The organism is Kitasatospora sp. NPDC023120 (genome assembly GCF_055560835.1).
On the sequence record NZ_JBVHHY010000001.1, the window covers coordinates 246,484 to 266,951 of the forward strand.

The window sequence follows — 20,468 nt, forward strand, 5'->3', positions numbered from 1 at the left end:
GGCAGCGTCTTCACGGCCTCCGCACGCGACCCGGGTTTACCAACGGGTACGGCGTTTGGCAAGATCGACGGCATGTCCGGTTCTCATCGCGCCACCGAGTACCCGCCGTACGAGCCGATGCAGGAGCCGGTGTACGGGGTGCCGCAGCAGTCGCACGAGGCGCCGTACGGCACCTACGAGCCGTACCAGGAGCCCGCCGGGCAGGACTACGGGCAGGGCGTGTACCAGCCCTACGAGCAGTCCTACGAGCAGCCCTACGAGCAGTCCTACGACCAGTCATACGGGCAGTCCCACGAGCAGCCCCATGACCAGTCGTACGAGCAGGCGCAGCCTCAGGAACAGTCGTACGACCAGCCGTACGAGCCGTACGAGTCGTCGTACGAGCAGGCTTCTGACGGGTACTTCGAGGGGTACGACCAGCCCTTCCGGTCGTACGAGTCCGCACCGGAGCCCTCCGCCTACGAGCCCGAGCCCGCGCCCCTCGCTCCCGTCGTGCCCGCCGCCGGCCCCGTCACGGGTGGTCGGGCGGCAGCCCGGGGTCGGCGTCGCAAGGTGAAGCAGAAACGTCACGGCAAGGCCGTGATGGCCGGTACCGCCCTCCTGGTCGCGGCCGCCGCCGGCTGGTACACCGTCGGCCAGGACGGCGCCAAGCCCGGCCTCACCGCCGCCGACGGCCCCGGCCCCGGCCCCGAGGGCGTCAGCAAGCCCGACCAGCCCGCCCCGGCCCCCGCGGCCGTCCAGGCCGCCTCCGACCGGCAGGCCGCGCCCCAGGCCGCCGGCCGCGGCGAGGCCCGCCAGGACGTCTCGGTGGCCGCGATACCCGGCCTGGGTGCCACCTTCACCGCGAAGATCCCCGCCGAGACGACCCAGGTCGTGGTCGCCTCCGGCGCGGACAAGAACACCGACAAGAACACCGTCGTCCTCTGGACCCGCACCCCCGAGGGCCGCTGGGTGGCCGGCGAGACCTGGCAGGGCCACAACGGCAAGAACGGCTGGACCGCCGATCACAACGAGGGCGACCTGCGCAGCCCGATCGGCGTCTTCAGCCTCACCGACGCGGGCGGCCGCAAGGACAACCCGGGCAGCAAGCTCCCGTACGACAAGGACCCGAGCTTCGTGGTCTCCGGCACGGGCTTCTTCGGCGACCAGCTGGCGGGCTCCTTCGACTACGTGGTCGCGATCAACTACAACCGCGTCCCCGGCAACTCCCCGCTCGACGCGCGCCGCCCGATGGGCTCCAAGAAGGGCGGCGGCATCTGGCTCCACGTGGACCACGACGGCCCCACCCACGGCTGCGTGTCGATCCCCGAGGACAAGATGGCCCAGCTGATCCGCACCCTGGACCCGACCGCCCACCCGGTCATCGTGATGGGCGACACCACGACGCTGGCCACCTGACCTCGGCACGCGCGCGACCCGGGTGCCCCAACGCCCCTTGTCGATCTCCTACAGATCATGAGGGTGGATCCTGTCGCCGGTCGTGCCCCGCTGACCAGCGGGTAACCGGGTTCCATGGCAGCATGAGCGGTTCGCGCATTGTGGCACTCGGGCACTACCAGCCCCCCAAGGTCCTCAGCAACGACGACCTGGCGGCTCTCGTCGACACCGACGACGAATGGATCCGCACCCGGGTGGGCATCCGGACCCGGCACATCGCCGAGGGCGAGACCCTGGTCGACCTCGCCACCGAAGCCGCGCAGAAGGCGCTCGCCAAGAGCGGCCGGACGGCGGAGGAGATCGACCTCGTCGTGGTCGCCACCTGCACCGCCATCGAGCGCAGCCCCAACACCGCCGCCGCCGTCGCCGCCCGGCTGGGCGTGCGCTCGCCCGCCGCGTACGACATCAACACGGTCTGCTCCGGATTCTCGTACGCCCTGGCCACCGCCGACCACGCGATCCGGGCCGGTGCGGCCCGCCGGGCGCTGGTGATCGGCGCCGAGCGGATGTCCGACACGCTGGACTGGACCGACCGCTCCACCTGCGTGATCTTCGGCGACGGCGCGGGCGCCGCGGTGGTCGAGGCCCAGGAGGAGGGCGCCGAGCCCGGCATCGGGCCGGTGGTCTGGGGCTCCGAGCCGGAGAAGGGCGACGCCGTGGTGATCACCGGCTGGGACCCGGTGATCAGCCAGCAGGGGCAGTCGGTGTTCCGCTGGGCCACCACCCAGCTCGCCCCGCTCGCCCGTCAGGCCTGCGAGCGGGCCGGGATCGACCCGGCCGAGCTGAAGGGCTTCGTCCCGCACCAGGCCAACCTCCGGATCATCGACGCGATCGCCAAGAAGCTGGGCCTCGGCGACGCCGTGGTGGCCCGCGACGTGGTCGACTCCGGCAACACCTCGGCCGCCTCCATCCCGCTGGCCTTCTCCAAGCTGGTCGAGCGCGGCGAGCTCTCGCCCGGCGACCCGGTCCTGCTCTTCGGCTTCGGCGGCGGCCTGGCCTATGCCGGCCAGGTCGTGCGCTGCCCCTGACCCGCCCGCTCGCCTCCGGGGCGCTCTGACCCGGTGCCTCGGGGCGGGCGCGCCCCTTCGGCCCGGGGCGGGCGCCCCGAGCGGTCACAAAGACGGATGCCGGTGGGCGGGCACCCTCGTACGGGGTGCCCGCCCACCGGCATGTCTGGCGCGCGTGCGGTACGTCGGCGGACCTCCCCCGAGGACACGGCCGCCGTCCGTCGTTCCCCGGACAGGAGGCCGGGGCTGCGCGCGGAGCGGATTGGTGGGTCGTACGGTCGGTCTACTTGGGCGGCTTCTTGCCGGTGACGCCCAGGTACACCAGGGGAGCGAGGTTGGGCTTCAGGTCCTTGACCTTGACGCCCCAGGAGGTGAAGGCCTTCTGGTGCTCGGCTGCCGAAGCGAGCAGCGAGACCAGGGCCCCGGCCACGGCGTTCGGGTCGAGCGACTTGTCGGCCTGACCCTTCGCCTGGAGTTCCTTGACGGCCTCCGCGAGCGGCTTGGCGACCGCGTTGAGGACGGTCATGCGGATCTTGAAGAACCGCTTGTCCCCTTCGGCGGCACCGAGCGTGACCACTCGGAGAATGGCGTCGTTCTTGCGCCAGAAGGCGAGGAATCCGTCGACCAGTTCTTCCGAAGTGGTCGGTCCGGACTTCCCTGCCCAGGACTTTCCGGCCACCAGCTCTTTGAGGGTGTCGGCGTCCTTGGCCATTTCCTCGGCGATTTCGAGGACTGCGCCCTCGACATCCGGGAAGTACTGGTAGAAGGTCGCGGGGGAGGTACCCGCCATACGGGCGACGTCGATGACCTTGACGTCCCGATAGGGCGACGTGCTGAGCATCTCGCGGAGGCAGTCGAGCAGCTTCTGCCGCGTCTCCTGTCCGCGTCGCCCGGCGACGCGACCGTCGACGGTGCGAACTTGTCCTGTCATGCCGTCAGCTTACCGTGGCACGATCTTGGCGCGATTCGGTGATGCGACTATTACTCCGCACGGGGGTTGCTATAGCGGCATCAACCACTTCGGACGGATATTCACGGGGCCTCGAAGCCCCTTGTTTGAAGCCCCCCCGTGTGCTTTTGATCTCACAGCGTGACGGCGAGTCCGCTGAGGGGTGGTCGGGTGACAGAGCGTGACGACCCTGGTGGGCCCGGAACCGTCCCGAAGTGGACGGTTCCGAGCCGCGGACGCAAGCCGCGGCCGGAGCGGGCGTCAGAATCCGGCCGTTCCGTCCGCGCCGGTCAGGGGGCGCTCGGCGGTGCTCTCCGGGCGGGGGATGTTGGAGATGCGCCGGGCGGCATTGGAGAATCGGGTCCGGCACCACGCGGCGGGTGCGGACAACGGGGAGGTGGCAGCGGAGTGGACCAGCTGACGGCGCACGATCCGAGGCGGATCGGGCCCTTCGAGGTGCTGGGGCGGCTCGGCGCGGGTGGGATGGGGCTGGTCTACCTGGCGCGGTCCGCGTCCGGGCGACGGGTGGCCATCAAGACCGTCCGGGGGGAGCTGGCCGAGGACGAGCTGTTCCGCGTCCGCTTCGCCCGGGAGATCGCGGCGGCCAAGACGGTCGGCGGCTTCTACACGGCGGCCGTGGTGGACGCCGACGCGGACGCCCGGGTGCCCTGGCTGGCCACGGCCTACATCCCGGCGCCCTCGCTGGAGGACCTGGTCGAGGACTGCGGCCCGCTGCCGGTGGACGCCACCCGCTGGCTGGTCGCCGGCATCGCGGAGGCCCTGCAGTCCATCCACGCGGCCGGGCTGATCCACCGCGACCTCAAGCCCTCCAACGTCCTGGTGGTCGAGGACGGCCCGAAGGTGATCGACTTCGGCATCGCCGCCGGGGTCTCCAGCACCCGGCTGACCATGACCAACGTCGCGGTCGGCACCCCCGCCTACATGTCCCCCGAGCAGGCCCGGGACAGCCGGACCGTCCGGGGCGCCAGCGACGTCTTCTCGCTCGGCTCGCTGATGGTCTTCTGCGCCACCGGACACCCGCCCTACCGCGGCTCCAACCCGGTCGAGACGGTGTTCCAGCTGCTGCGCGAGGAGCCGGACCTGACCGGCATGCCGCCGGAGCTGATGGACCTGGTCCGGGCCTGCATGCAGCAGGCGCCCGAGCGCCGGCCCACCCCGGCCCAGATCCAGGCCGAGCTGGCCCCGCACCTCTTCTCCCGGGACGACGCCTCCGGCGAGGCCGGGGACTGGCTGCCGACCAACGCGCTGGACCTGATCGAGCGCAAGCGCGGTCGACGTCCGACCGCGCCGCCGCCCCGCCCGCCCCAGGGCCCGGCCGAGCCGCCGCAGCAGCCCGCGCACCCGCAGGCGCCGCCCGCGCACCCGCAGGTCCCGCCGCAGGCCCACGGGCCGGCCGACCCGCGCACCAACCCGGGCCGGCACGCGCAGCCGCCGGCCGGTCCGGTGCACACCGCGCCGCTCGCCGGCCCGGCCTCCGACGCCGAGATCCCGACCGCGAAGCTCGCCGCCCCGAACCGGCACCGCGCGCCGACCGGCGGCGGCGCCGTCGAGGTGCAGCTGTCCGGCGCCTCGGTGCGGATAGGCCCGGGGCCGCGGGCCGAGCACGAGCAGCCCGGTCCGAACACCGCCCCCGCCGCGACCGACTGGGTCCGCCGGGCGGCGCCCACCCCGCCGCCCCCGCCGGTCCCGGCCGCCCGCTGGCGGCCCTGGCGGTTCCGGATGTCCAACGACGTCTGGGGCACCCCGGTGGTCGCCGACGGCACGCTCTTCGTCTCCAGCTTCGAGGTGCACGCGCTGGACATCGGCTCCGGCGAGCGCCGCTACAAGACCCGGGACGTCGCCTGGGCGCTCGCGGTGGACGCCGGCCGGGTGCACGCCGCGGACGGCCCGCACCTGTACACCGTGGACGCCGCGGACGGCACCGAGCGCTGGCGCACCTCGCTGGACGGCTGGGTCTACTCGCTCTCCGCCGCCGACGGCGTGCTCTGCTGCGGCATCAGGGGCGGTGGCGTCCAGCTGCGCTCGGCGGCCAACGGCGCCGAGCTGTGGCGCGCCGACGACGCCCAGCAGGACTACGAGAACCCGCAGTCCGGTCCGACCCTGGTCGGCGGCGCCGCCTACTACCACGGCTCCGGCCGGCTGCGCTGCGTGGACCCGCGCGGCGCCGGCCTGCGCTGGTCCTTCCCGGTCGGCGAGGACGTGCCCTCGCACCCGGTCGAGCGCGGCGGCGTGCTGTACGTGACGGCCGGCACCCGGGTGTACGCGCTGGACGCGGCCAGCGGGGCGGAGCGCTGGCGCTTCGAGGCCCCGGTGGTGCTGTTCACCCCGCCGGCCCTGGACGCCGACGCGGTCTACGTGGCCGACTACCTGGGCACGGTCTACGCGCTGGACGCGGCCACCGGCACGGACCGCTGGCGCGGGGTCACCGGCAGCCGCCAGGGCGCCGAGCCGGTGGTGGTCGGGGACGGCATGGTGTTGGTCGGCAGCGGCGAGGTGCTGTACGCCTTCGAGGCGGCGACCGGCCGGGAGCGCTGGCGCTACACCGCGCGCGGCGAGATCGTCGGCTCCCCGGCGGTGGCGGACGGGCTGGTGCACCTGGGCAGCCGCGACCACTCGCTGCACACCCTGGACCTGGCGAGCGGTCAGCTGCGCTGGGAGCTCGGCACCAAGGGCGAGCTCACCGGCTCGCCGGTGGCGGTCGGCGGGCGGGTGTTCGTCGGCTCCAAGGACCGCTGCGTGTACGCGCTGGACGCCTTCTACGGCACGGCGGTGCCCGCCCGCTGAGCGGGGGCGGACACCGCCGCGCCGGGCCGGGGGCTCAGCCCCTGCGGGCCTCCGGGTGGCGGCTGCACCAGCCGTCCCACGCGGAGGCCACCATCTCCTTGACGCCGTGACGGGCGCTCCAGCCCAGCTCGCGGTGGATCAGGTCGGCGGAGGCCACCACCCGGGCGGGGTCGCCGGGGCGGCGCGGCGTCACCTCGGCGGTGGTGTCGTAGCCGGTGACCTCGCCGATCACCGCCAGCATCTCCAGGACGCTGACGCCCTCGCCGCGGCCGATGTTGAGCACCAGCGTGGTGGCCCCGGCCGGGTCCGCGGCCAGCCGCTTGGCGGCCGCCACGTGCGCCGAGGCGATGTCGGAGACGTGGATGAAGTCGCGCACGCAGGTGCCGTCCGGCGTCGGGTAGTCGGCGCCGAAGACGCGCGGGGCCTGTCCGGCGGTGAGCCGCTCGAAGACCATCGGGATCAGGTTGAAGACCCCGGCGTCGGAGAGCTCGGGGGAGGCGGCGCCGGCCACGTTGAAATAGCGCAGGGCCACGGTGGACATGCCGTGGGCCTTCCCCGCCGCGGCGACCAGCCACTCGCCGGCCAGCTTGGTCTCGCCGTACGGGCTCATCGGGGCGCAGGGGGTGGACTCGGTGACCAGGTCGACGTCCGGCATGCCGTAGACGGCGGCGGAGGAGGAGAACAGGAAGCGCTTGACCCCGCCCTCGGCGGCGGCCTCCAGGACGGTCTGCAGGCCGATCACGTTCTCGCGGTAGTACAGGAACGGCTGCTCGACCGACTCGCCGACCTGCTTCTTGGCGGCGAAGTGCAGGACGCCCTCGATGCCGTGCTCGCGGATCGCGGCGTCCAGGACGGCGCGGTCCAGGGTGGAGCCCTCGACCAGGGGGACGCCGGCCGGGAGCCGGGACGCGTCGCCCGTGCTCAGGTCGTCCAGGACGACGACGCGCTCACCGGCGTCCAGCAGCTGGCGGACGACGTGCCCGCCGATGTATCCGGCTCCGCCGGTGATCAACCAAGTCATGCGGCGAATCCTAGGCGTCGGTTCGAGTCGACTTTTCGGGCGAGTCCGACCGGCGGAACGGACAAACCGGTGAAATGCTGACAAAGATTTCCGTGCCCTCATGCCCGCGCCGCGGCGTGGTGACGAATCGGAGGCAGCCAGGTGAGCCGCAAGAAGGACCACACCCGCCCCGTGCCGGCCGGGCCGCGTCCGACCGGACCCAAGGCGGCGCGCACCCGGCTGCGGGCGGCAGGGGCGGTCGCGGTGGCCGTCGCGCTGACGCTGGCCGGGTGCAGCAGCGGCTCCTCCTCCTCGGCGTCCTCCCCGTCCTCGCCCACGGCCGCCCCGTCCGGCTCCGCCGGAAAAAAGCAGGCCTCCTCGGCCCCCGCGCAGAGCGGGAACCAGCTGCAGGACGCGTACCAGAAGGTGATCGCCGACGTGCTGCCCTCGGTGGTGCAGATCACCACCGGCGACAGCCTCGGCTCCGGGATCGTCTACGACGACAAGGGCGACATCGTCACCAACGCCCACGTGGTCGGCTCCGCGACCACCTTCACCGTCCTGCTCGCCAACAGCACCAAGGCACTGGACGCCGGCCTGGTGGGCAGCTACCCCGACTCCGACCTCGCGGTGATCCGGCTGAACAGCCCGCCGAGCGCGCTCAAACCCGCGACCTTCGGCGACTCCGGCAAGGTCCAGCTCGGCCAGATCACCCTCGCCATGGGCAGCCCGCTCGGGCTCGCCGGCAGCGTCACCCAGGGGATCGTCTCGGCCACCGGGCGGACCGTCTCCGAGCCCCAGGGCGGCGGTTCACCGGGCGCCACCATCGCCAACATGGTGCAGACCTCGGCCGCGATCAACCCGGGCAACAGCGGTGGAGCGCTGGTCAACCTGGACAGCCAGGTGATCGGCATCAACACGCTGGCCGCCACCGAGCCCCAGACCAACGGCGCGGCCGCCCCCGGCATCGGCTTCGCCATCCCGGCGTCCACCATCACCAACATCGCCGACCAGCTGATCAAGCAGGGCAAGGTCACCAACTCCGGCCGCGCCGCGCTCGGCATCACCGCCCGGACCGCCTTCGACCAGCAGTTCCAGCCGGCCGGCGCGGTGATCGTGACGGTCAGCCCGGGCGGCGCGGCCGCCGCTGCGGGGCTGCAGCCCGGGGACGTCATCACCAAGATCGGCGACACCCCGGTCGACTCGCTGAACGCGCTCACCACCGCGCTCGCCTCGCTCACCCCCGGCACCAAGGTGACCGTCACCTACACCCGGGACGGCAACACCAAGACCGCCGACGTCACCCTCGGCACGCTGGAAACCCCGTAACCCCGGTGCGGCGCCGCCGGGCCGCACGCCGCGCAAGGGTTCCGCGGGCCGGCCGCCGTACCGGACCGGCGCCGGGCTCCCGTCACTGCCTCGACGGGGGCCCGGCCCCCTGGTGGCATCCGGTGCCGTTCACGGCGGATCAGCGGGCGCGGGCGGTGCGGGTGCGCCAGGGCAGCTCGATGGTGACGGTGGTCGGGCCGCCCGCCGGGCTGTCCACCAGGAAGACCCCGTCCACCGCGCGGATCCGCTCGGCCAGACCGGCCAGGCCGCTGCCCGGGTAGGGGGCCGCGCCGCCCTTGCCGTCGTCCTGGACCAGCACCATCAGCTGGTCGGTGGCCCGCCAGACGTCGACCGAGGCGGTGCGGGCGCCGGCGTGCTTGGAGACGTTGGTCAGCAGCTCGCTGACGGTGAAGTAGGCGATGCCCTCGACCGCCGAGTCCGGGCGCTCGGGCTCGCCGTCCCGGCCGTTCAGGTCCACGTTCACCTTGACCCCGCCGGGGACGGTGCAGCGCGCCGCGACCGCGGACAGCGCGGCGTCCAGGCCGCGGTCGGTGAGCACCGCCGGGTGGATGCCGCGGGCCAGGTCGCGCAGCTCCTGCAGGGCCAGCTTCACCTCGCCGTGCGCGTTGTCGACCATCTTCGCGGCGGCCGCCATGTCGTCCTCGGTCTCCACCTCGCGCAGCCGCTCCTTGGCCATGCCGAGGTCCATCGCCAGCGCCACCAGCCGGGCCTGGGCGCCGTCGTGCAGGTCGCGCTCGATCCGGCGCAGGTCGGCGGCGGCGGTGTCGACGACGGTGCCGCGGTCGTCCTCCAGCTCGCGCACCCGCTCGGCCAGCGCGCCCGGGAAGAGCAGCGACTCGATCAGGATCCGGTCGATCGCGGCCATGCCCCGGATCGCCCAGGGCAGCACCGGCCACAGCACCACGATCGAGACCAGGGTCAGGGTGAAGCTGAGGATGCCCCAGGGCAGCATCAGCACGTTGTAGAGCGCGGTGCGCCAGTTCAGCAGGTCGGTGAGGTGGGCGATGGTGAAGCCGACCGTGCCCGGGCGGCGCGGGCGCACCGGCTCCGGCTCGTCGATCCGGGAGCCGTACGCCGTCCGCGCCCGGCGGCGGCCCTGCGCGCCCAGGGAACGCTGGGCGGCCAGCCCGCCGGCCAGCAGCGGCAGGCCGATCACGGTGACGGACAGCCCCAGGCCGACCGAGAGCGTCACGACGGCGAGCACGAAGCCGGCGATGCCCAGCGGCAGGTTCAGCATGAGCTGCCCGGCCTGGCGCCACATCCGCGCGCCGTACAGCGGCGGGCGCTCCATCCGGGCGTCCTGCTCCTTGATGGCGTCCACGGCGCGGCGGTGCAGCGGCTTCATCCGGATCTACCGTCCCTCTTGATCGTGCGGCTGGACCAAGCTTCCCGAACCGGGGGCGGTGGATGCCATGGGGGTGATACATCTTCCCGGCCGGGGGTTATCCCCACCCCCGTCCCGGTCGCCGGGTGTTCTCCGGGGTGTCCACGTGCCGTCTTGTGGAGTGGGCAGGGTTCGGGTGGAGCGGAGCCGTCCCCTTAGACTCACGCATTGGCCGTGATTGTGATCGTGATCATGACCGCGGTTAGGTCCGAGCGAGGAAACGTCGTAGAACTGCCTTGAGGGGCGGATCCACGACCCGAGGTGGAGGCGAAGGCATGGAGGGGCAGCACGCGGCTGCCGTCGCGGCCGACCCGGCGGTCGGCAGCGGCTACTTCGACGCGTACGCCGCGATGGGCCTGCTGGCCGTCGTCGGGGTGCTCTTCGTCGTCGTGGCGTTCACCGCCAACCGCCTGCTGCGGCCGGTGGTCCACTCGCCTGAGAAGCTGCTCGCCTACGAGTGCGGCGTGGACCCGGTGGGCGAGGACTGGGCGCACACCCAGATCCGTTACTACGTGTACGCCTTCCTGTACGTGATCTTCGCGGTCGACGCGATCTACCTGTTCCCGTGGGCGACCGTCTTCGCCGCCGCCGGGTACGGCGCCGGAACGCTGATCGAGATGTTCCTCTTCATCGGCTTCCTCGCGGTCGGGCTGCTCTACGCCTGGAAGAAGGGCGTTCTGGAATGGACGTGACGCACTCCCACTCGCACGGCTCCCAGGGCGGTCCCGTCCCGCTCGGACTGCCGGACCCCGCACGCCCCGGCGCCGTCGAGCGCCGCGGCATCGGACCGCTGGCCCGGCTCGCGCCGGACCCGGTCAAGGTGGTGCTCAACTGGGGCCGCCGCTACAGCCTCTGGTGCTTCAACTTCGGGCTGGCCTGCTGCGCGATCGAGTTCATCGCCGCGTCCATGGCCAAGCACGACTTCATCCGGATGGGCGTCATTCCGTTCGCGCCCGGGCCCCGTCAGGCCGACCTGATGATCGTCTCGGGGACGGTCACCGACAAGATGGCGCCCGCCGTCAAGCGCCTCTACGAGCAGATGCCCGAGCCGAAGTACGTCATCTCCTTCGGCGCCTGCTCGAACTCCGGCGGGCCCTACTGGGACTCGTACTCGGTCACCAAGGGCGTGGACCAGATCATCCCGGTCGACGTCTACGTGCCCGGCTGCCCGCCCCGGCCCGAGGCGCTGCTCCAGGGCATCCTCAAGCTGCAGGAGAAGATCGCCGAGGAGTCCCTGCCCGGCCGCTACACCGCGCCCGCGGCGGCGCTGCGCCGTCCGCTGGTGCCGGGGCCCTCGGCCGGTTCTCCGTCCGGTACGTCGGCCGGTTCCTCGGCGGGGGCATCGAGTGAGGGAGGGGCCTCGTGAGCGCGGCCGAGCAGTACGCGGCGTCGGTCGGGGAGTGGGCGACCGGCGCCGAGGCGTACGGGCTGATCACCGTCGACGTCCCGGCCGAGCACTGGATCGAGGCGCTCACCAACGCCCGCGACGTCCTGGGCCTGGGCTTCTTCGACTGGCTGAGCGCCGTCGACGAGCTCGCCGAAGGCTTCTCCGTGGTCGCCCACCTGGCCTCGCCCGACGGGCACGCGGTGCGCCACCTCGCGCTGCGCACCCGGGTGCCGCGCGACAAGGCGGCGCTGCCGACCGCCGTCCCGGTCTACGCCGGTGCCGCCTGGCACGAGCGCGAGACCCACGAGATGTTCGGCATCGACTTCCCCGGACACCCCTACCTGGCCACCCTGCTGCTGCCGGACGGCTTCGAGGGCCACCCGCTGCGCAAGGAGTTCGTGCTCGCGGCCCGGGTCGCCAAGGACTGGCCGGGCGCCAAGGAGCCGGGCGAGTCGGACCACGGCGGTGGGCCGGCCCGGCGCAAGATGCAGCCGGCCGGTGTGCCGGACCCGAACGAGTGGGGCCCGCTCAAGGGCACCCTGCCGCCGGTCGCCGAGCGGCCCGCGCGCGGTGCGCGGGCGGCGGGCGCCGCGGCGCGCACGCCCCGGGCGGCGGCTGCCGCTGCCGGTGGGGCTGCTGCGGGTTGGGCTGCTGCGGGTGGTGCTGCAGCCGAGGGTGCGCCCGTGCGGGCGGACCGGCCGCGGCGGACGCGCTCGGTGTCGGAGGGGTCGGCGAGCCAGGCGGCTCCCGATGCCGCTGCTCCCGATGCCGGTGCTCCCGATGCCGCTGCCGGTGCTCCCGTCGAGGAGGCGCCCGCGGTGCGCGCGGACCGGCCGCGGCGGACCAGGTCGGTCTCCGACGGGTCGGTCAGCCAGACCGCCGAGGAGCCGAAGCCGTCCCGTCCGGCTCCCGCGCGGCCGTCGTCCTCCGACGCGCCCTGGCACAACCCGGTGCCGGCCCACGACGAGAAGCCCTCGGGCGACGAGCCGTCCGGCGGCAAGCCCTCGGGTGACGAGCCCGCGGAGCAGCCGGCCGAGCCGGAGCAGAAGGACGAGACGGCGGCCGCCCCGGCCGACCGGGACGGAGACGGCGCGTGAACCTGCTCGACACGGTGCTGCGCTGCGTCGCGACCCTCGTCGTCTTCCTCGTCTTCCCGCTGGTCATCGGCCAGACGGAGCACAAGGTCATGGCGCACATGCAGGGCCGGCTCGGTCCGATGTACGCGGGCGGCTTCCACGGCTGGGCGCAGCTCGTCGCGGACGGCGTGAAGTTCGCGCAGAAGGAGAACATCGTCCCGGAGGGGGCGGACCGGCGGATCTTCCAGCTGGCGCCCGCCGTCTCGCTGCTGCCGTACCTCTTCGTGCTGCTGGCGATCCCGGTCGGCCCGAACGGTTTCGTCGGCCAGGCGATCGACGCCGGGCTGTTCTTCGTGCTGGCCGTGATGGGCGTCGGCGTGATCGGCAAGCTGATGGCCGGTTGGGCCTCGGCGAACAAGTTCTCGCTGCTCGGCGGTCTGCGGACGGCCGCGCAGCTGATGTCGTACGAGCTGCCGATGGTGCTGGCGGCGGCCTCGGTGGCGATGGCCGCCGGCACGCTCTCCCTGCCCGGGATCGTGGACTCCTGGCAGTGGTACTGGCTGCCCTGGCAGATCATCGGCGCGTTCGTGTTCTTCACGGCCGGCCTGGCCGAGCTGCAGCGCCCGCCGTTCGACATGCCGGTCGCCGACTCGGAGATCATCTTCGGCGCGTACACCGAGTACACCGGTCTGCGGTTCGCGCTGTTCCTGCTGTCCGAGTACGTCGGCATCCTCGTGGTGTCCGGGCTGACCGCGGTGCTCTTCCTCGGCGGCTGGCACGGGCCGATGCCGGACCGGCTCGGCTGGCTCTGGATGATCCTCAAGACCTTCGCGCTGGCCTTCGTGGTCATCTGGCTGCGGGTCACCTACCCGCGCCTGCGCGAGGACCAGCTGATGCGCTTCGCGTGGACGGTGCTGATCCCGCTCGCCCTGGTCCAGCTGGCCCTCACCGGCATCATCAAGGTGGCGATCTCATGAGCGAGCGAAGCGAGCGAATCATCGTTAGGGGCGTACGGGCGAATGCCCCTGCTGAGCGAAGCGAGGCGGGCGCATGAGTTTTCCCGGTGTCGGGCTTGCCAAGGGCCTGGCGGTGACCCTGCGGACGATGACGAAGAAGAGCGTCACCGCGCAGTACCCCGACGTGCAGCCGGTGCTGCCGCCGCGTTCGCGCGGCGTCATCGCGCTGCTGGAGGAGAACTGCACGGTGTGCATGCTCTGCGCGCGCGAGTGCCCGGACTGGTGCATCTACATCGACTCCCACAAGGAGACGCTGCCGGCCGCCGAGCCGAACGCCCGGGCCCGCACCCGCAACGTGCTGGACCGGTTCGCCATCGACTTCTCGCTCTGCATGTACTGCGGGATCTGCATCGAGGTCTGCCCCTTCGACGCGCTGTTCTGGTCGCCGGAGTTCGAGTACGCCGAGACCGACATCCACGAGCTGACCCACGAGCGGGAGAAGCTCCGCGAGTGGATGTGGACCGTCCCGGCACCGCCGGCGCTGGACCCGGCGGCCGAGGAGCCCAAGGAGATCGGCACCGCGCGCAAGGCGGCGGACAAGCTGGCCGCTGCCGCCGCTGCGGCGGAGGTTTCGGAAGGGAAGGGTGACGACGCATGAGTACTGCCGCCACGCTTCTCGCGGCGACCGGCTCGTTGGAGCCGGCCGCCCGTTCGTTCCTGTCCCCGACCGGGCAGGAGATCGTCTTCCTGCTGGTCGGCATCGCGGTGCTCGGCTCGGCCGTGGTCTCCGTCACCACCAAGCAGCTGGTGCACGCCGCGCTCTGGCTGGTGGTCGCGCTCGGCGGGCTGGCGGTGGAGTTCCTGCTGCTCACGGCCGAGTTCATCGCCTGGGTGCAGGTGCTGATCTACCTCGGCTCGGTGGTCGTCCTGGTGCTGTTCGGGCTGATGCTCACCAAGGCGCCGATCGGGCGCTCGCCGGACGCCGACTCCAAGAACCGCTGGGTGGCCCTGGCCGTGGCGCTGGCCTCGGCCGGGACGCTGGTCACCCTGGTGGTCGACGCCTTCCGGACCTCCTGGGTCGACCTCGGCGCGGGCGGCGGCTCGGCCGCCGTCACCGGAGCGAGCCTGTTCCGGCACTGGGTGCTGCCCTTCGAGGCGCTGTCCGTCCTGCTGCTGGCGGCGCTGGTCGGCGCGATCGTGCTGTCGCGCGGGAACAAGCGGCGGGTGCCGGCACCCCGGGCGGGCAAGCTGCGCGCCGGGCGGCCGGTCGGGTCGAACGGGACGGTCGCCGCGACGGCGCCCCGAACCGCCGCGCCCGCTGCCCCCGTCGCCGAGGCCCCGGTCGCCGGGGCCCCGGAGGAGGAGAGCTGATGCACCTCGCCTACCCCGTCGTCCTCGCCGCGCTGCTGTTCAGCGTCGGTGTGTACGGCGTGCTCGCCCGGCGCAACGCCGTCCTGGTGCTGATGTCCGTCGAGCTGATGCTCAACGCCGTCAACCTCAACCTGGTCGCCTTCGACGCCTGGCTGCGCGACTCGCTGCACGCCGGGCAGGCGCTCACCCTGTTCACCATCACCGTCGCCGCCGCCGAGATCGGGCTGGGGCTCGCCATCGTCCTGCTGCTGTTCCGGGCCCGGGGCACCGCGGACATCGACCGGGCGACCGCGCTCGGCGACCCGGCCGAGTCGCTCGCCGTCGAGGAGGCGCCGAACGGAGCCGAGGCGCTGAAGGGCCAGGCCGCCGCATGAACCTCGCCCTGCCCGCACTCGTCCCCGCGCTGCCCGCGCTCGGCGCGGCCGCGACCCTTGCCACCGGGAAGAAGGCGCCCGGGCTGGCCCGGCCACTGGCGATCGTCCCGGTCGCCGTATCGGCCGTGCTCGCCCTGGTGGTCGCCCTCCAGCTCGGCACCGGCCAGACCCTCGACGCGGCCACGCGGCTCACCCCGACCGGCGGCCCGGACATCGCGCTCGCCCTCCACCTGGACGGCTTCAGCTCGCTGATCTCGGTGCTGGTCGGCCTGGTCGCCACCTGCGTCCAGGTCTACTCGACCGCGTACCTGAAGCAGGACCCGCGCTACCCCTCGTACGCGGCGCTGGTCTCGCTGTTCACCGCGGCGATGTTCCTGGTGGTCTACTCGGGCGACCTGATCGTGCTGCTGGTCGGCTGGGAGGTCATGGGCCTCTGCTCGTACTTCCTGATCGGCCACCACTGGGAGAGCGCCGACGCCCGCTCGGCCTCGCTCAAGGCCTTCCTGGTCACCAAGCTCGGCGACGTGCCGTTCCTGTTCGGGATCTTCCTGCTGGGCGCGGACGCCGGCAGCTTCCGGATCCCGGACGTGCTGGCCGCCGCCGGCGAGGGCAGGCTCGGCCACCCGACCCTGATCGCGCTGCTGCTGCTCGCCGGGGTCGCCGGCAAGAGCGCGCAGTTCCCGCTGCACACCTGGCTCCCGGACGCGATGGCCGGCCCGACGCCGGTCTCCGCGCTGATCCACGCCGCCACCATGGTCGCGGCCGGCATCTACCTGGTCGCCCGGCTGCTGCCGGTGTTCCTGCTGTCGGGCGCGGCGCTGGTCGTGCTCGCCGTGATGGCCGCCGTGACGATGATCGGCTCGGCGCTGTGCGCGCTCGCCCAGGACGACCTCAAGCGCGTGCTCGCCTACTCCACCGTCGGCCAGCTCGGCTACATGGCCGGCGCACTGGCCAGCGGCGACCGCGAGGCCTCCGTCTTCCACCTGGTCACCCACGGCGCGTTCAAGGCGCTGCTGTTCCTGGCCGCCGGTGTGGTCATCCACGCCGCGCACACCAACTCGATCTCCGCGATGTCCCGGATCCCCGGGCTGCGCAAGCGCGTCCCGGACGCCTACTGGACGATGGGCATCGCGCTGGTCGCCCTGATCGGGCTGCCGCCGTTCTCCGGCTTCTTCAGCAAGGAGGCGGTGCTGACCGCCGCCGAGCACGCCGCCAACGGCGAGGCGCTCACCAACGGGCTCGGCCCGTCCTCGGCGGTGCCGGAGGCGGCCGGGTGGATCGTGCTGATCTCCGCCGCACTCACCGCACTGCTCACCGCCGCGTACGCGACCCGGCTCTTCCTGGTGGCCTTCCACAGCCCGGCCGGTGCCGCCGCTGCCGCACCGCAGGTGCTGCCCGAAGCCGACCGGGCCACCGTCGTGGCCGACCACGAGGCCGACGCGCCGTACTCGCCGGAGCTGGACGAGGCCGACCCGGGCACCGCCGAACCGCCCGCGATGCGCTGGCCGCTCTGGGTGCTGGCCGTCCCGACCATGGGCTTCGGCGTCGCCGGCCTGCGCTCGGACTGGCTGCCCGCGCTGCTGGACGGCGGCACGCTGCGGCCCTCCGGGGTCACCGCCGTCACCGGCACCGGGCTCGCCGTCGTCGGCATGCTCGCGGCGTACGGCGCCTGGCGCTCGGCGACCGCCCGGCTGGGCACCGGCAGGCCGGCCCCGGCCGCCGTCGGCCGGGTGCCCGAGCAAGCCGGAGCCCCGGCCGCCGAGGTGATCGTCGCCGACCCCGGGCGCACCCTGCTCGGCCCGCTGTTCGGCCCCGCCCGGCACGGCTTCGGCGTCGATCGGCTGTACCAGGCGCTGTTCGTCCGCCCGGTGATCGGCGCCGCCCGACTGGTCCGCTTCCTCGACCGCGAGGTCGTCGAGACCTACGTGCGCGGCACCGGGGTGGGCGCCAACCTGCTCGGCCGGGCCGTCCGGCTCGCGCAGACCGGCAACGCGCAGACCTACCTCAGCGCCCTGCTGGCCGCCGTCGTCCTGCTGGCCGTCCTGGTGGCGGTGTAGCCGGTGCTGTCCTCCACCTCCGTTCCCTCGACCGCCGTCGCACCAAGGAGCCCCCGATGAACGCAGTCCTCATCGCCCTCCTGGTGCTGCCACTGCTCGGTGCCGCGCTCACCCTGGCGCCGGTGTTCGGGCCGGACCGGGCCGCCGCCGACCGGCGGGCGCTGCGCCTGAACACCGTCGTCACCGGCGCGGTGCTGCTGCTCACCATCGCCCTCGCGGCCGGCTTCGACCACGACGAACCCGCCCGGATGCAGGCCACCACCGACGTGTCCTGGATCCCGGCCCTGCACGTGCGCCTCCACCTCGGTGTGGACGGCATCTCGTTGCCGCTGATCGTGCTGACCGCGCTGCTCACCTTCCTCTGCGCGCTGTACTCGGAGAAGCGGCTGCCGAACGGGGACGACCGGGGCGGAGCCCCTGATGAGCCCCGTCCGTCCGCGCAGGCCTTCGTCGGGCTGTTCCTCCTCCTCGAAGTCGGCATGCTCGCCACCTTCGCGGTGCTGGACCTCCTGCTCTTCTTCCTGGCCTTCGAGATCGTGCTGATCCCGATGTACTTCCTGATCGCCCGCTGGGGGAGCGGAGCGAAGACCCCGGCCGCCAACCGGTTCATCCTCTACACGCTGCTCGGCTCGGCCGTGATGCTGCTCGGCTTCCTGCTGATCGGCAGCAAGGCCGGCACCTTCGACATGCAGGCCCTGGCCGCCGCGCACGGCACCGGCCTGAGCCATACCACCCAGGTGATCGCCGCGCTGGCGATCCTGGTCGGGCTCGCGGTCAAGGCCCCCGCCTGGCCGCTGCACAGCTGGCTCCCCGACGCGCACACCGCCGCCCCGACGGTGGGCTCGGTGCTGCTCGCCGGCGTGCTGCTGAAGATGGGTACGTACGGTCTGGTCCGCGTCCTCCTCCCGGTCGTGCCGGACGGCACCACCACGCTCGCTCCCTACCTGGGCGCCTTCGCGGCCGTCGGCATCGTCTACGGGTCGCTGGCCTGCCTGGCGCTGGCCCGCCCCGGAGCCAAGGGCGACCTCAAGCGCCTGATCGCGTACTCCTCCGTCGGCCACATGGGCTTCGTGCTGCTCGGCATCGCCTCCCTCACCCCGGTGGGCGTCAACGGCGCGCTGTTCGCGAACATCGCCCACGGTCTGATCACCGGTCTGCTGTTCTTCGTCGTCGGCGCGCTCAAGGACCGCTACGGCACGGCCGACCTCGACACCCTCTCCGGCAGCACCGGCGCCGCCCTGTACGGCCGGGCGCCGCGACTCGGCGCGCTGCTCGCCTTCGCCGCCGTCGCCAGCCTCGGCCTACCCGGCCTGGCCGGCTTCTGGGGCGAGCTGCTCGCCATGTTCGGCGCGTTCGACCCCGCCGACGGCCTGTCGCGCCCCGCCTTCGTCACCTACATGGTCCTGGCCGGCCTCGGCACCCTCCTCACCGCCGCGTACCTGCTGGTCATGGTCAAGCGCGTCTGCATGGGCGACCCCGAGCAGCCCGCGCCGGTGGCCGAGGTGGCCGACGTGCGCCCGTACGAGGCCGTCAGCTGGATGCCGCTGGCCGCGCTCACCCTGCTCGCCGGCCTCTGGCCCGCGCTGCTGCTCGGCCTCTCGAACCCCGCCGTCAAGCACCTCCTCGGGGGTGGCTGACCGTGCTCGCCGCCCAGACCGCCGCACTCGGACCTCACTCCACGGGGCAGCACACTGTGACCTCCCTCGCCGTAGCCAACCCGGGCAGCCTGATCCAGTCCGTGGACTGGGTGGCGATCGCGCCCCCGCTGATCGCCGCCGTGGCCGCCCTCGCCGTGCTGGTCACGGACCTGTTCCTGCCCGAGCGGCACAAGAAGTGGCTCGGCCGCATCACCGCGGCCGGACTCGCCCTCGCCCTCATCGCACTCCTCCCCCTCACCGATGGATCACCCCGAGCTACCTTCTGCGTGCAGAACGTAGCAGGGGTCACTGACACTCCATCGGTCAGCGGCTCCGCCGTGGGCGGCTGCTCGTACGTCGCCGACCACTTCGCCCTGGTGTTCCAGCTGCTCGCCCTCGGCGGCGCACTGATCGCGGCACTGCTGTCGGCGCACACCGTCGAGACCGAGAAGCTCCCGCGCGGCGAGTACTGGTTCCTGCTGCTCTCCAGCGCCACCGGCGCCGCCCTGCTGCCCGCCTCCCGCGACCTCGCCACCCTGGTGATCGCCCTGGAGGTCGCCTCGCTGCCCGCCTTCGCCCTGGTCGCACTGCGCCGCGACGGCCGGGGCGCGGAGGCCGCGCTCAAGTTCTTCGTCTCCTCGGTGGCGGCGACCGCCGTGATGCTCCTCGGCATCGGCTTCGTCTACGCGGCGAGCGGCAGCCTGCACCTCGGCGCCGTCGCCCAGGGCCTGGAGCACGCCCCCGGACAGCTCAAGCCGCTGGCCGAGGCGGGCGCGGTGCTGACGCTCGTCGGCTTCGCGTTCAAGGTCGCCGCCGTCCCGTTCCACTTCTGGGTGCCGGACACCTACACCGGCGCGCCGCTGCCGGTGGCCGGCTACCTCTCGGTGGTCGGAAAGGCGGCCGGCCTCTCCGGTCTCGCGCTCGCCACCACCATCGCCTTCCGCCCGTACGCGCACACCTGGGGCCTGGCGCTCGCGGTGCTGGCCGCCGTCACGATGACCGTCGGCAACGTCGGCGCGCTGCGGCAGCGCTTCGACACCCGGTACAGCGCCGTGCGACTGCTCGCCTGGTCCTCGGTCGGCCAGGCCGGGTACCTGCTGGTGCCGCTCGCCGCGGCCGGCTACGCGCCCACCGGGGTCGACCCGCTCGGCGCCACCGCCGCGTACGCGCTGATCTACGGTGTGGTGAACCTCGGCGCGTTCGGGGTGGTGGCGGCGGTCGGCCGCCGGGCCGGCACCAGCGTGGACGACTTCCGCGGCCTGTTCGCCCGCCGCCGCTGGACGGCGCTGGCGCTCGCCTTCTTCCTGCTCTGCCTGGCCGGGCTGCCGCCGGGCGTGATCGGCCTGTTCGGCAAGGTCGTGGTATTCCGTGCGGCCGTCGACGCCGGGCTGGGCTGGCTGGCCGTGGTGATGGCCGCCAATGTGGTCGTCGCCCTGTACTACTACCTGCTGTGGACGGCGCGGCTGTTCGCCCCGGCGGGCGACGAGCAGGCGGGCGCGGCGGTCGGGGGCGGGGCCGAGGCCGAGCGTCGACTGCCGGCCAGCCTGACCGCGACGCTGGGGCTCACCGCCTCGGTGGCGGTGGTCCTGTCGGTGGCGCCGCAGCTGGTCCTGCAGGTCGCGGGCGGCTCCCTGTTCTGAGGCCCCGAGGCCCCAGGCCCCGAGGTCCCGAGCCGGGG

General features: G+C 73.1%; 17 protein-coding genes. 14 read left to right on the plus strand and 3 right to left on the minus strand.

Annotated features, from left to right (window positions below; all coding sequences use genetic code 11):
* Positions 1–72 precede the first annotated feature (72 nt).
* A complete protein-coding gene (locus ACZ3TI_RS01210; protein WP_465722048.1) occupies positions 73–1,398 on the plus strand; it encodes a L,D-transpeptidase family protein in 1,326 nt (441 codons plus the stop codon).
* Between the two features lie 122 nt (positions 1,399–1,520).
* Positions 1,521–2,465, plus strand: coding sequence for a beta-ketoacyl-ACP synthase III (locus ACZ3TI_RS01215; RefSeq protein ID WP_465722050.1), 945 nt, complete (start codon positions 1,521–1,523; stop codon positions 2,463–2,465).
* Between the two features lie 262 nt (positions 2,466–2,727).
* Here ACZ3TI_RS01215 and ACZ3TI_RS01220 read toward each other — a convergent pair whose 3' ends face one another.
* Positions 2,728–3,375 (minus strand): TetR family transcriptional regulator, encoded by a 648-nt coding sequence (locus ACZ3TI_RS01220; protein WP_030055725.1) that lies wholly within the window; start codon positions 3,373–3,375, stop codon positions 2,728–2,730.
* A gap of 426 nt (positions 3,376–3,801) precedes the next feature.
* On the opposite strand from ACZ3TI_RS01220, the gene ACZ3TI_RS01225 reads away from it, so the two are divergent.
* Complete coding sequence (locus tag ACZ3TI_RS01225; protein WP_465722052.1) at positions 3,802–6,198, plus strand: outer membrane protein assembly factor BamB family protein; 2,397 nt, start codon at positions 3,802–3,804, stop codon at positions 6,196–6,198.
* A 34-nt stretch (positions 6,199–6,232) separates the two neighbouring features.
* Here the strand turns inward: ACZ3TI_RS01225 and galE are convergent, their stop codons facing one another.
* Positions 6,233–7,219, minus strand: a complete 987-nt coding sequence (galE, locus tag ACZ3TI_RS01230) for a UDP-glucose 4-epimerase GalE (protein WP_465722054.1) — start codon at positions 7,217–7,219, stop codon at positions 6,233–6,235.
* Between the two features lie 219 nt (positions 7,220–7,438).
* Here galE and ACZ3TI_RS01235 point away from each other — a divergent pair, with 219 nt between their 5' ends.
* Positions 7,439–8,527 carry a S1C family serine protease gene (locus tag ACZ3TI_RS01235; RefSeq protein ID WP_465722498.1) on the plus strand — a complete coding sequence of 363 codons (1,089 nt, stop codon included), beginning with the start codon at positions 7,439–7,441 and terminating at the stop codon, positions 8,525–8,527.
* A gap of 139 nt (positions 8,528–8,666) precedes the next feature.
* On the opposite strand, the gene ACZ3TI_RS01240 is transcribed toward ACZ3TI_RS01235, so the two are convergent.
* Complete coding sequence (locus ACZ3TI_RS01240; protein ID WP_465722499.1) at positions 8,667–9,839, minus strand: sensor histidine kinase; 1,173 nt, start codon at positions 9,837–9,839, stop codon at positions 8,667–8,669.
* Positions 9,840–10,207: 368 nt separating this feature from the next.
* On the opposite strand from ACZ3TI_RS01240, the gene ACZ3TI_RS01245 reads away from it, so the two are divergent.
* From ACZ3TI_RS01245 to ACZ3TI_RS01290, 10 genes are all read left to right on the plus strand, one after another.
* Positions 10,208–10,624 carry an NADH-quinone oxidoreductase subunit A gene (locus tag ACZ3TI_RS01245; RefSeq protein ID WP_465722056.1) on the plus strand — a complete coding sequence of 139 codons (417 nt, stop codon included), beginning with the start codon at positions 10,208–10,210 and terminating at the stop codon, positions 10,622–10,624.
* Positions 10,615–11,298: an NADH-quinone oxidoreductase subunit B gene (locus ACZ3TI_RS01250; protein ID WP_465722058.1), complete on the plus strand. Its 684-nt coding sequence runs from the start codon at positions 10,615–10,617 to the stop codon at positions 11,296–11,298. The genes ACZ3TI_RS01245 and ACZ3TI_RS01250 overlap by 10 nt, the downstream gene beginning before the upstream one ends.
* Positions 11,295–12,416 carry an NADH-quinone oxidoreductase subunit C gene (locus tag ACZ3TI_RS01255; protein ID WP_465722059.1) on the plus strand — a complete coding sequence of 374 codons (1,122 nt, stop codon included), beginning with the start codon at positions 11,295–11,297 and terminating at the stop codon, positions 12,414–12,416. Before ACZ3TI_RS01250 ends, ACZ3TI_RS01255 begins: the two co-directional genes overlap by 4 nt.
* Positions 12,413–13,372 (plus strand): NADH-quinone oxidoreductase subunit NuoH, encoded by a 960-nt coding sequence (gene nuoH / locus ACZ3TI_RS01260; RefSeq protein ID WP_465722060.1) that lies wholly within the window; start codon positions 12,413–12,415, stop codon positions 13,370–13,372. Before ACZ3TI_RS01255 ends, nuoH begins: the two co-directional genes overlap by 4 nt.
* A 73-nt stretch (positions 13,373–13,445) precedes the next feature.
* A complete protein-coding gene (locus ACZ3TI_RS01265) occupies positions 13,446–14,009 on the plus strand; it encodes a NuoI/complex I 23 kDa subunit family protein (protein WP_465722062.1) in 564 nt (187 codons plus the stop codon).
* Positions 14,006–14,722, plus strand: a complete 717-nt coding sequence (locus tag ACZ3TI_RS01270) for an NADH-quinone oxidoreductase subunit J family protein (protein WP_465722063.1) — start codon at positions 14,006–14,008, stop codon at positions 14,720–14,722. The genes ACZ3TI_RS01265 and ACZ3TI_RS01270 overlap by 4 nt, the downstream gene beginning before the upstream one ends.
* Positions 14,722–15,096: an NADH-quinone oxidoreductase subunit NuoK gene (gene nuoK, locus ACZ3TI_RS01275; RefSeq protein WP_396549074.1), complete on the plus strand. Its 375-nt coding sequence runs from the start codon at positions 14,722–14,724 to the stop codon at positions 15,094–15,096. The genes ACZ3TI_RS01270 and nuoK overlap by 1 nt, the downstream gene beginning before the upstream one ends.
* On the plus strand, positions 15,093–17,153 hold the full coding sequence (locus ACZ3TI_RS01280) for an NADH-quinone oxidoreductase subunit 5 family protein (protein WP_465722066.1): 2,061 nt from the start codon (positions 15,093–15,095) through the stop codon (positions 17,151–17,153). Before nuoK ends, ACZ3TI_RS01280 begins: the two co-directional genes overlap by 4 nt.
* Positions 17,154–17,209: 56 nt before the next feature.
* Positions 17,210–18,790 carry a complex I subunit 4 family protein gene (locus ACZ3TI_RS01285; RefSeq protein ID WP_465722068.1) on the plus strand — a complete coding sequence of 527 codons (1,581 nt, stop codon included), beginning with the start codon at positions 17,210–17,212 and terminating at the stop codon, positions 18,788–18,790.
* 56 nt (positions 18,791–18,846) lie between these two features.
* The gene (locus ACZ3TI_RS01290; RefSeq protein WP_465722069.1) at positions 18,847–20,430 is read left to right on the plus strand and encodes an NADH-quinone oxidoreductase subunit N; all 1,584 of its coding nucleotides are present in this window, start codon (positions 18,847–18,849) and stop codon (positions 20,428–20,430) included.
* The last annotated feature ends 38 nt before the right edge of the window (positions 20,431–20,468 follow it).

Bases quoted from the DNA above. Each gene is read 5' to 3' on its own strand.
- ACZ3TI_RS01240 (WP_465722499.1), bottom strand. From the start codon at position 9,839: ATGGAGCGCCCGCCGCTGTACGGCGCGCGGATGTGGCGCCAGGCCGGG.
- ACZ3TI_RS01215 (WP_465722050.1), top strand. From the start codon at position 1,521: ATGAGCGGTTCGCGCATTGTGGCACTCGGGCACTACCAGCCCCCCAAG.
- ACZ3TI_RS01265 (WP_465722062.1), top strand. From the start codon at position 13,446: ATGAGTTTTCCCGGTGTCGGGCTTGCCAAGGGCCTGGCGGTGACCCTG.
- ACZ3TI_RS01280 (WP_465722066.1), top strand. From the start codon at position 15,093: ATGAACCTCGCCCTGCCCGCACTCGTCCCCGCGCTGCCCGCGCTCGGC.
- ACZ3TI_RS01285 (WP_465722068.1), top strand. From the start codon at position 17,210: ATGAACGCAGTCCTCATCGCCCTCCTGGTGCTGCCACTGCTCGGTGCC.
- ACZ3TI_RS01245 (WP_465722056.1), top strand. From the start codon at position 10,208: ATGGAGGGGCAGCACGCGGCTGCCGTCGCGGCCGACCCGGCGGTCGGC.
- ACZ3TI_RS01250 (WP_465722058.1), top strand. From the start codon at position 10,615: ATGGACGTGACGCACTCCCACTCGCACGGCTCCCAGGGCGGTCCCGTC.
- ACZ3TI_RS01270 (WP_465722063.1), top strand. From the start codon at position 14,006: ATGAGTACTGCCGCCACGCTTCTCGCGGCGACCGGCTCGTTGGAGCCG.
- ACZ3TI_RS01220 (WP_030055725.1), bottom strand. From the start codon at position 3,375: ATGACAGGACAAGTTCGCACCGTCGACGGTCGCGTCGCCGGGCGACGC.
- galE (WP_465722054.1), bottom strand. From the start codon at position 7,219: ATGACTTGGTTGATCACCGGCGGAGCCGGATACATCGGCGGGCACGTC.
- ACZ3TI_RS01210 (WP_465722048.1), top strand. From the start codon at position 73: ATGTCCGGTTCTCATCGCGCCACCGAGTACCCGCCGTACGAGCCGATG.
- nuoK (WP_396549074.1), top strand. From the start codon at position 14,722: ATGCACCTCGCCTACCCCGTCGTCCTCGCCGCGCTGCTGTTCAGCGTC.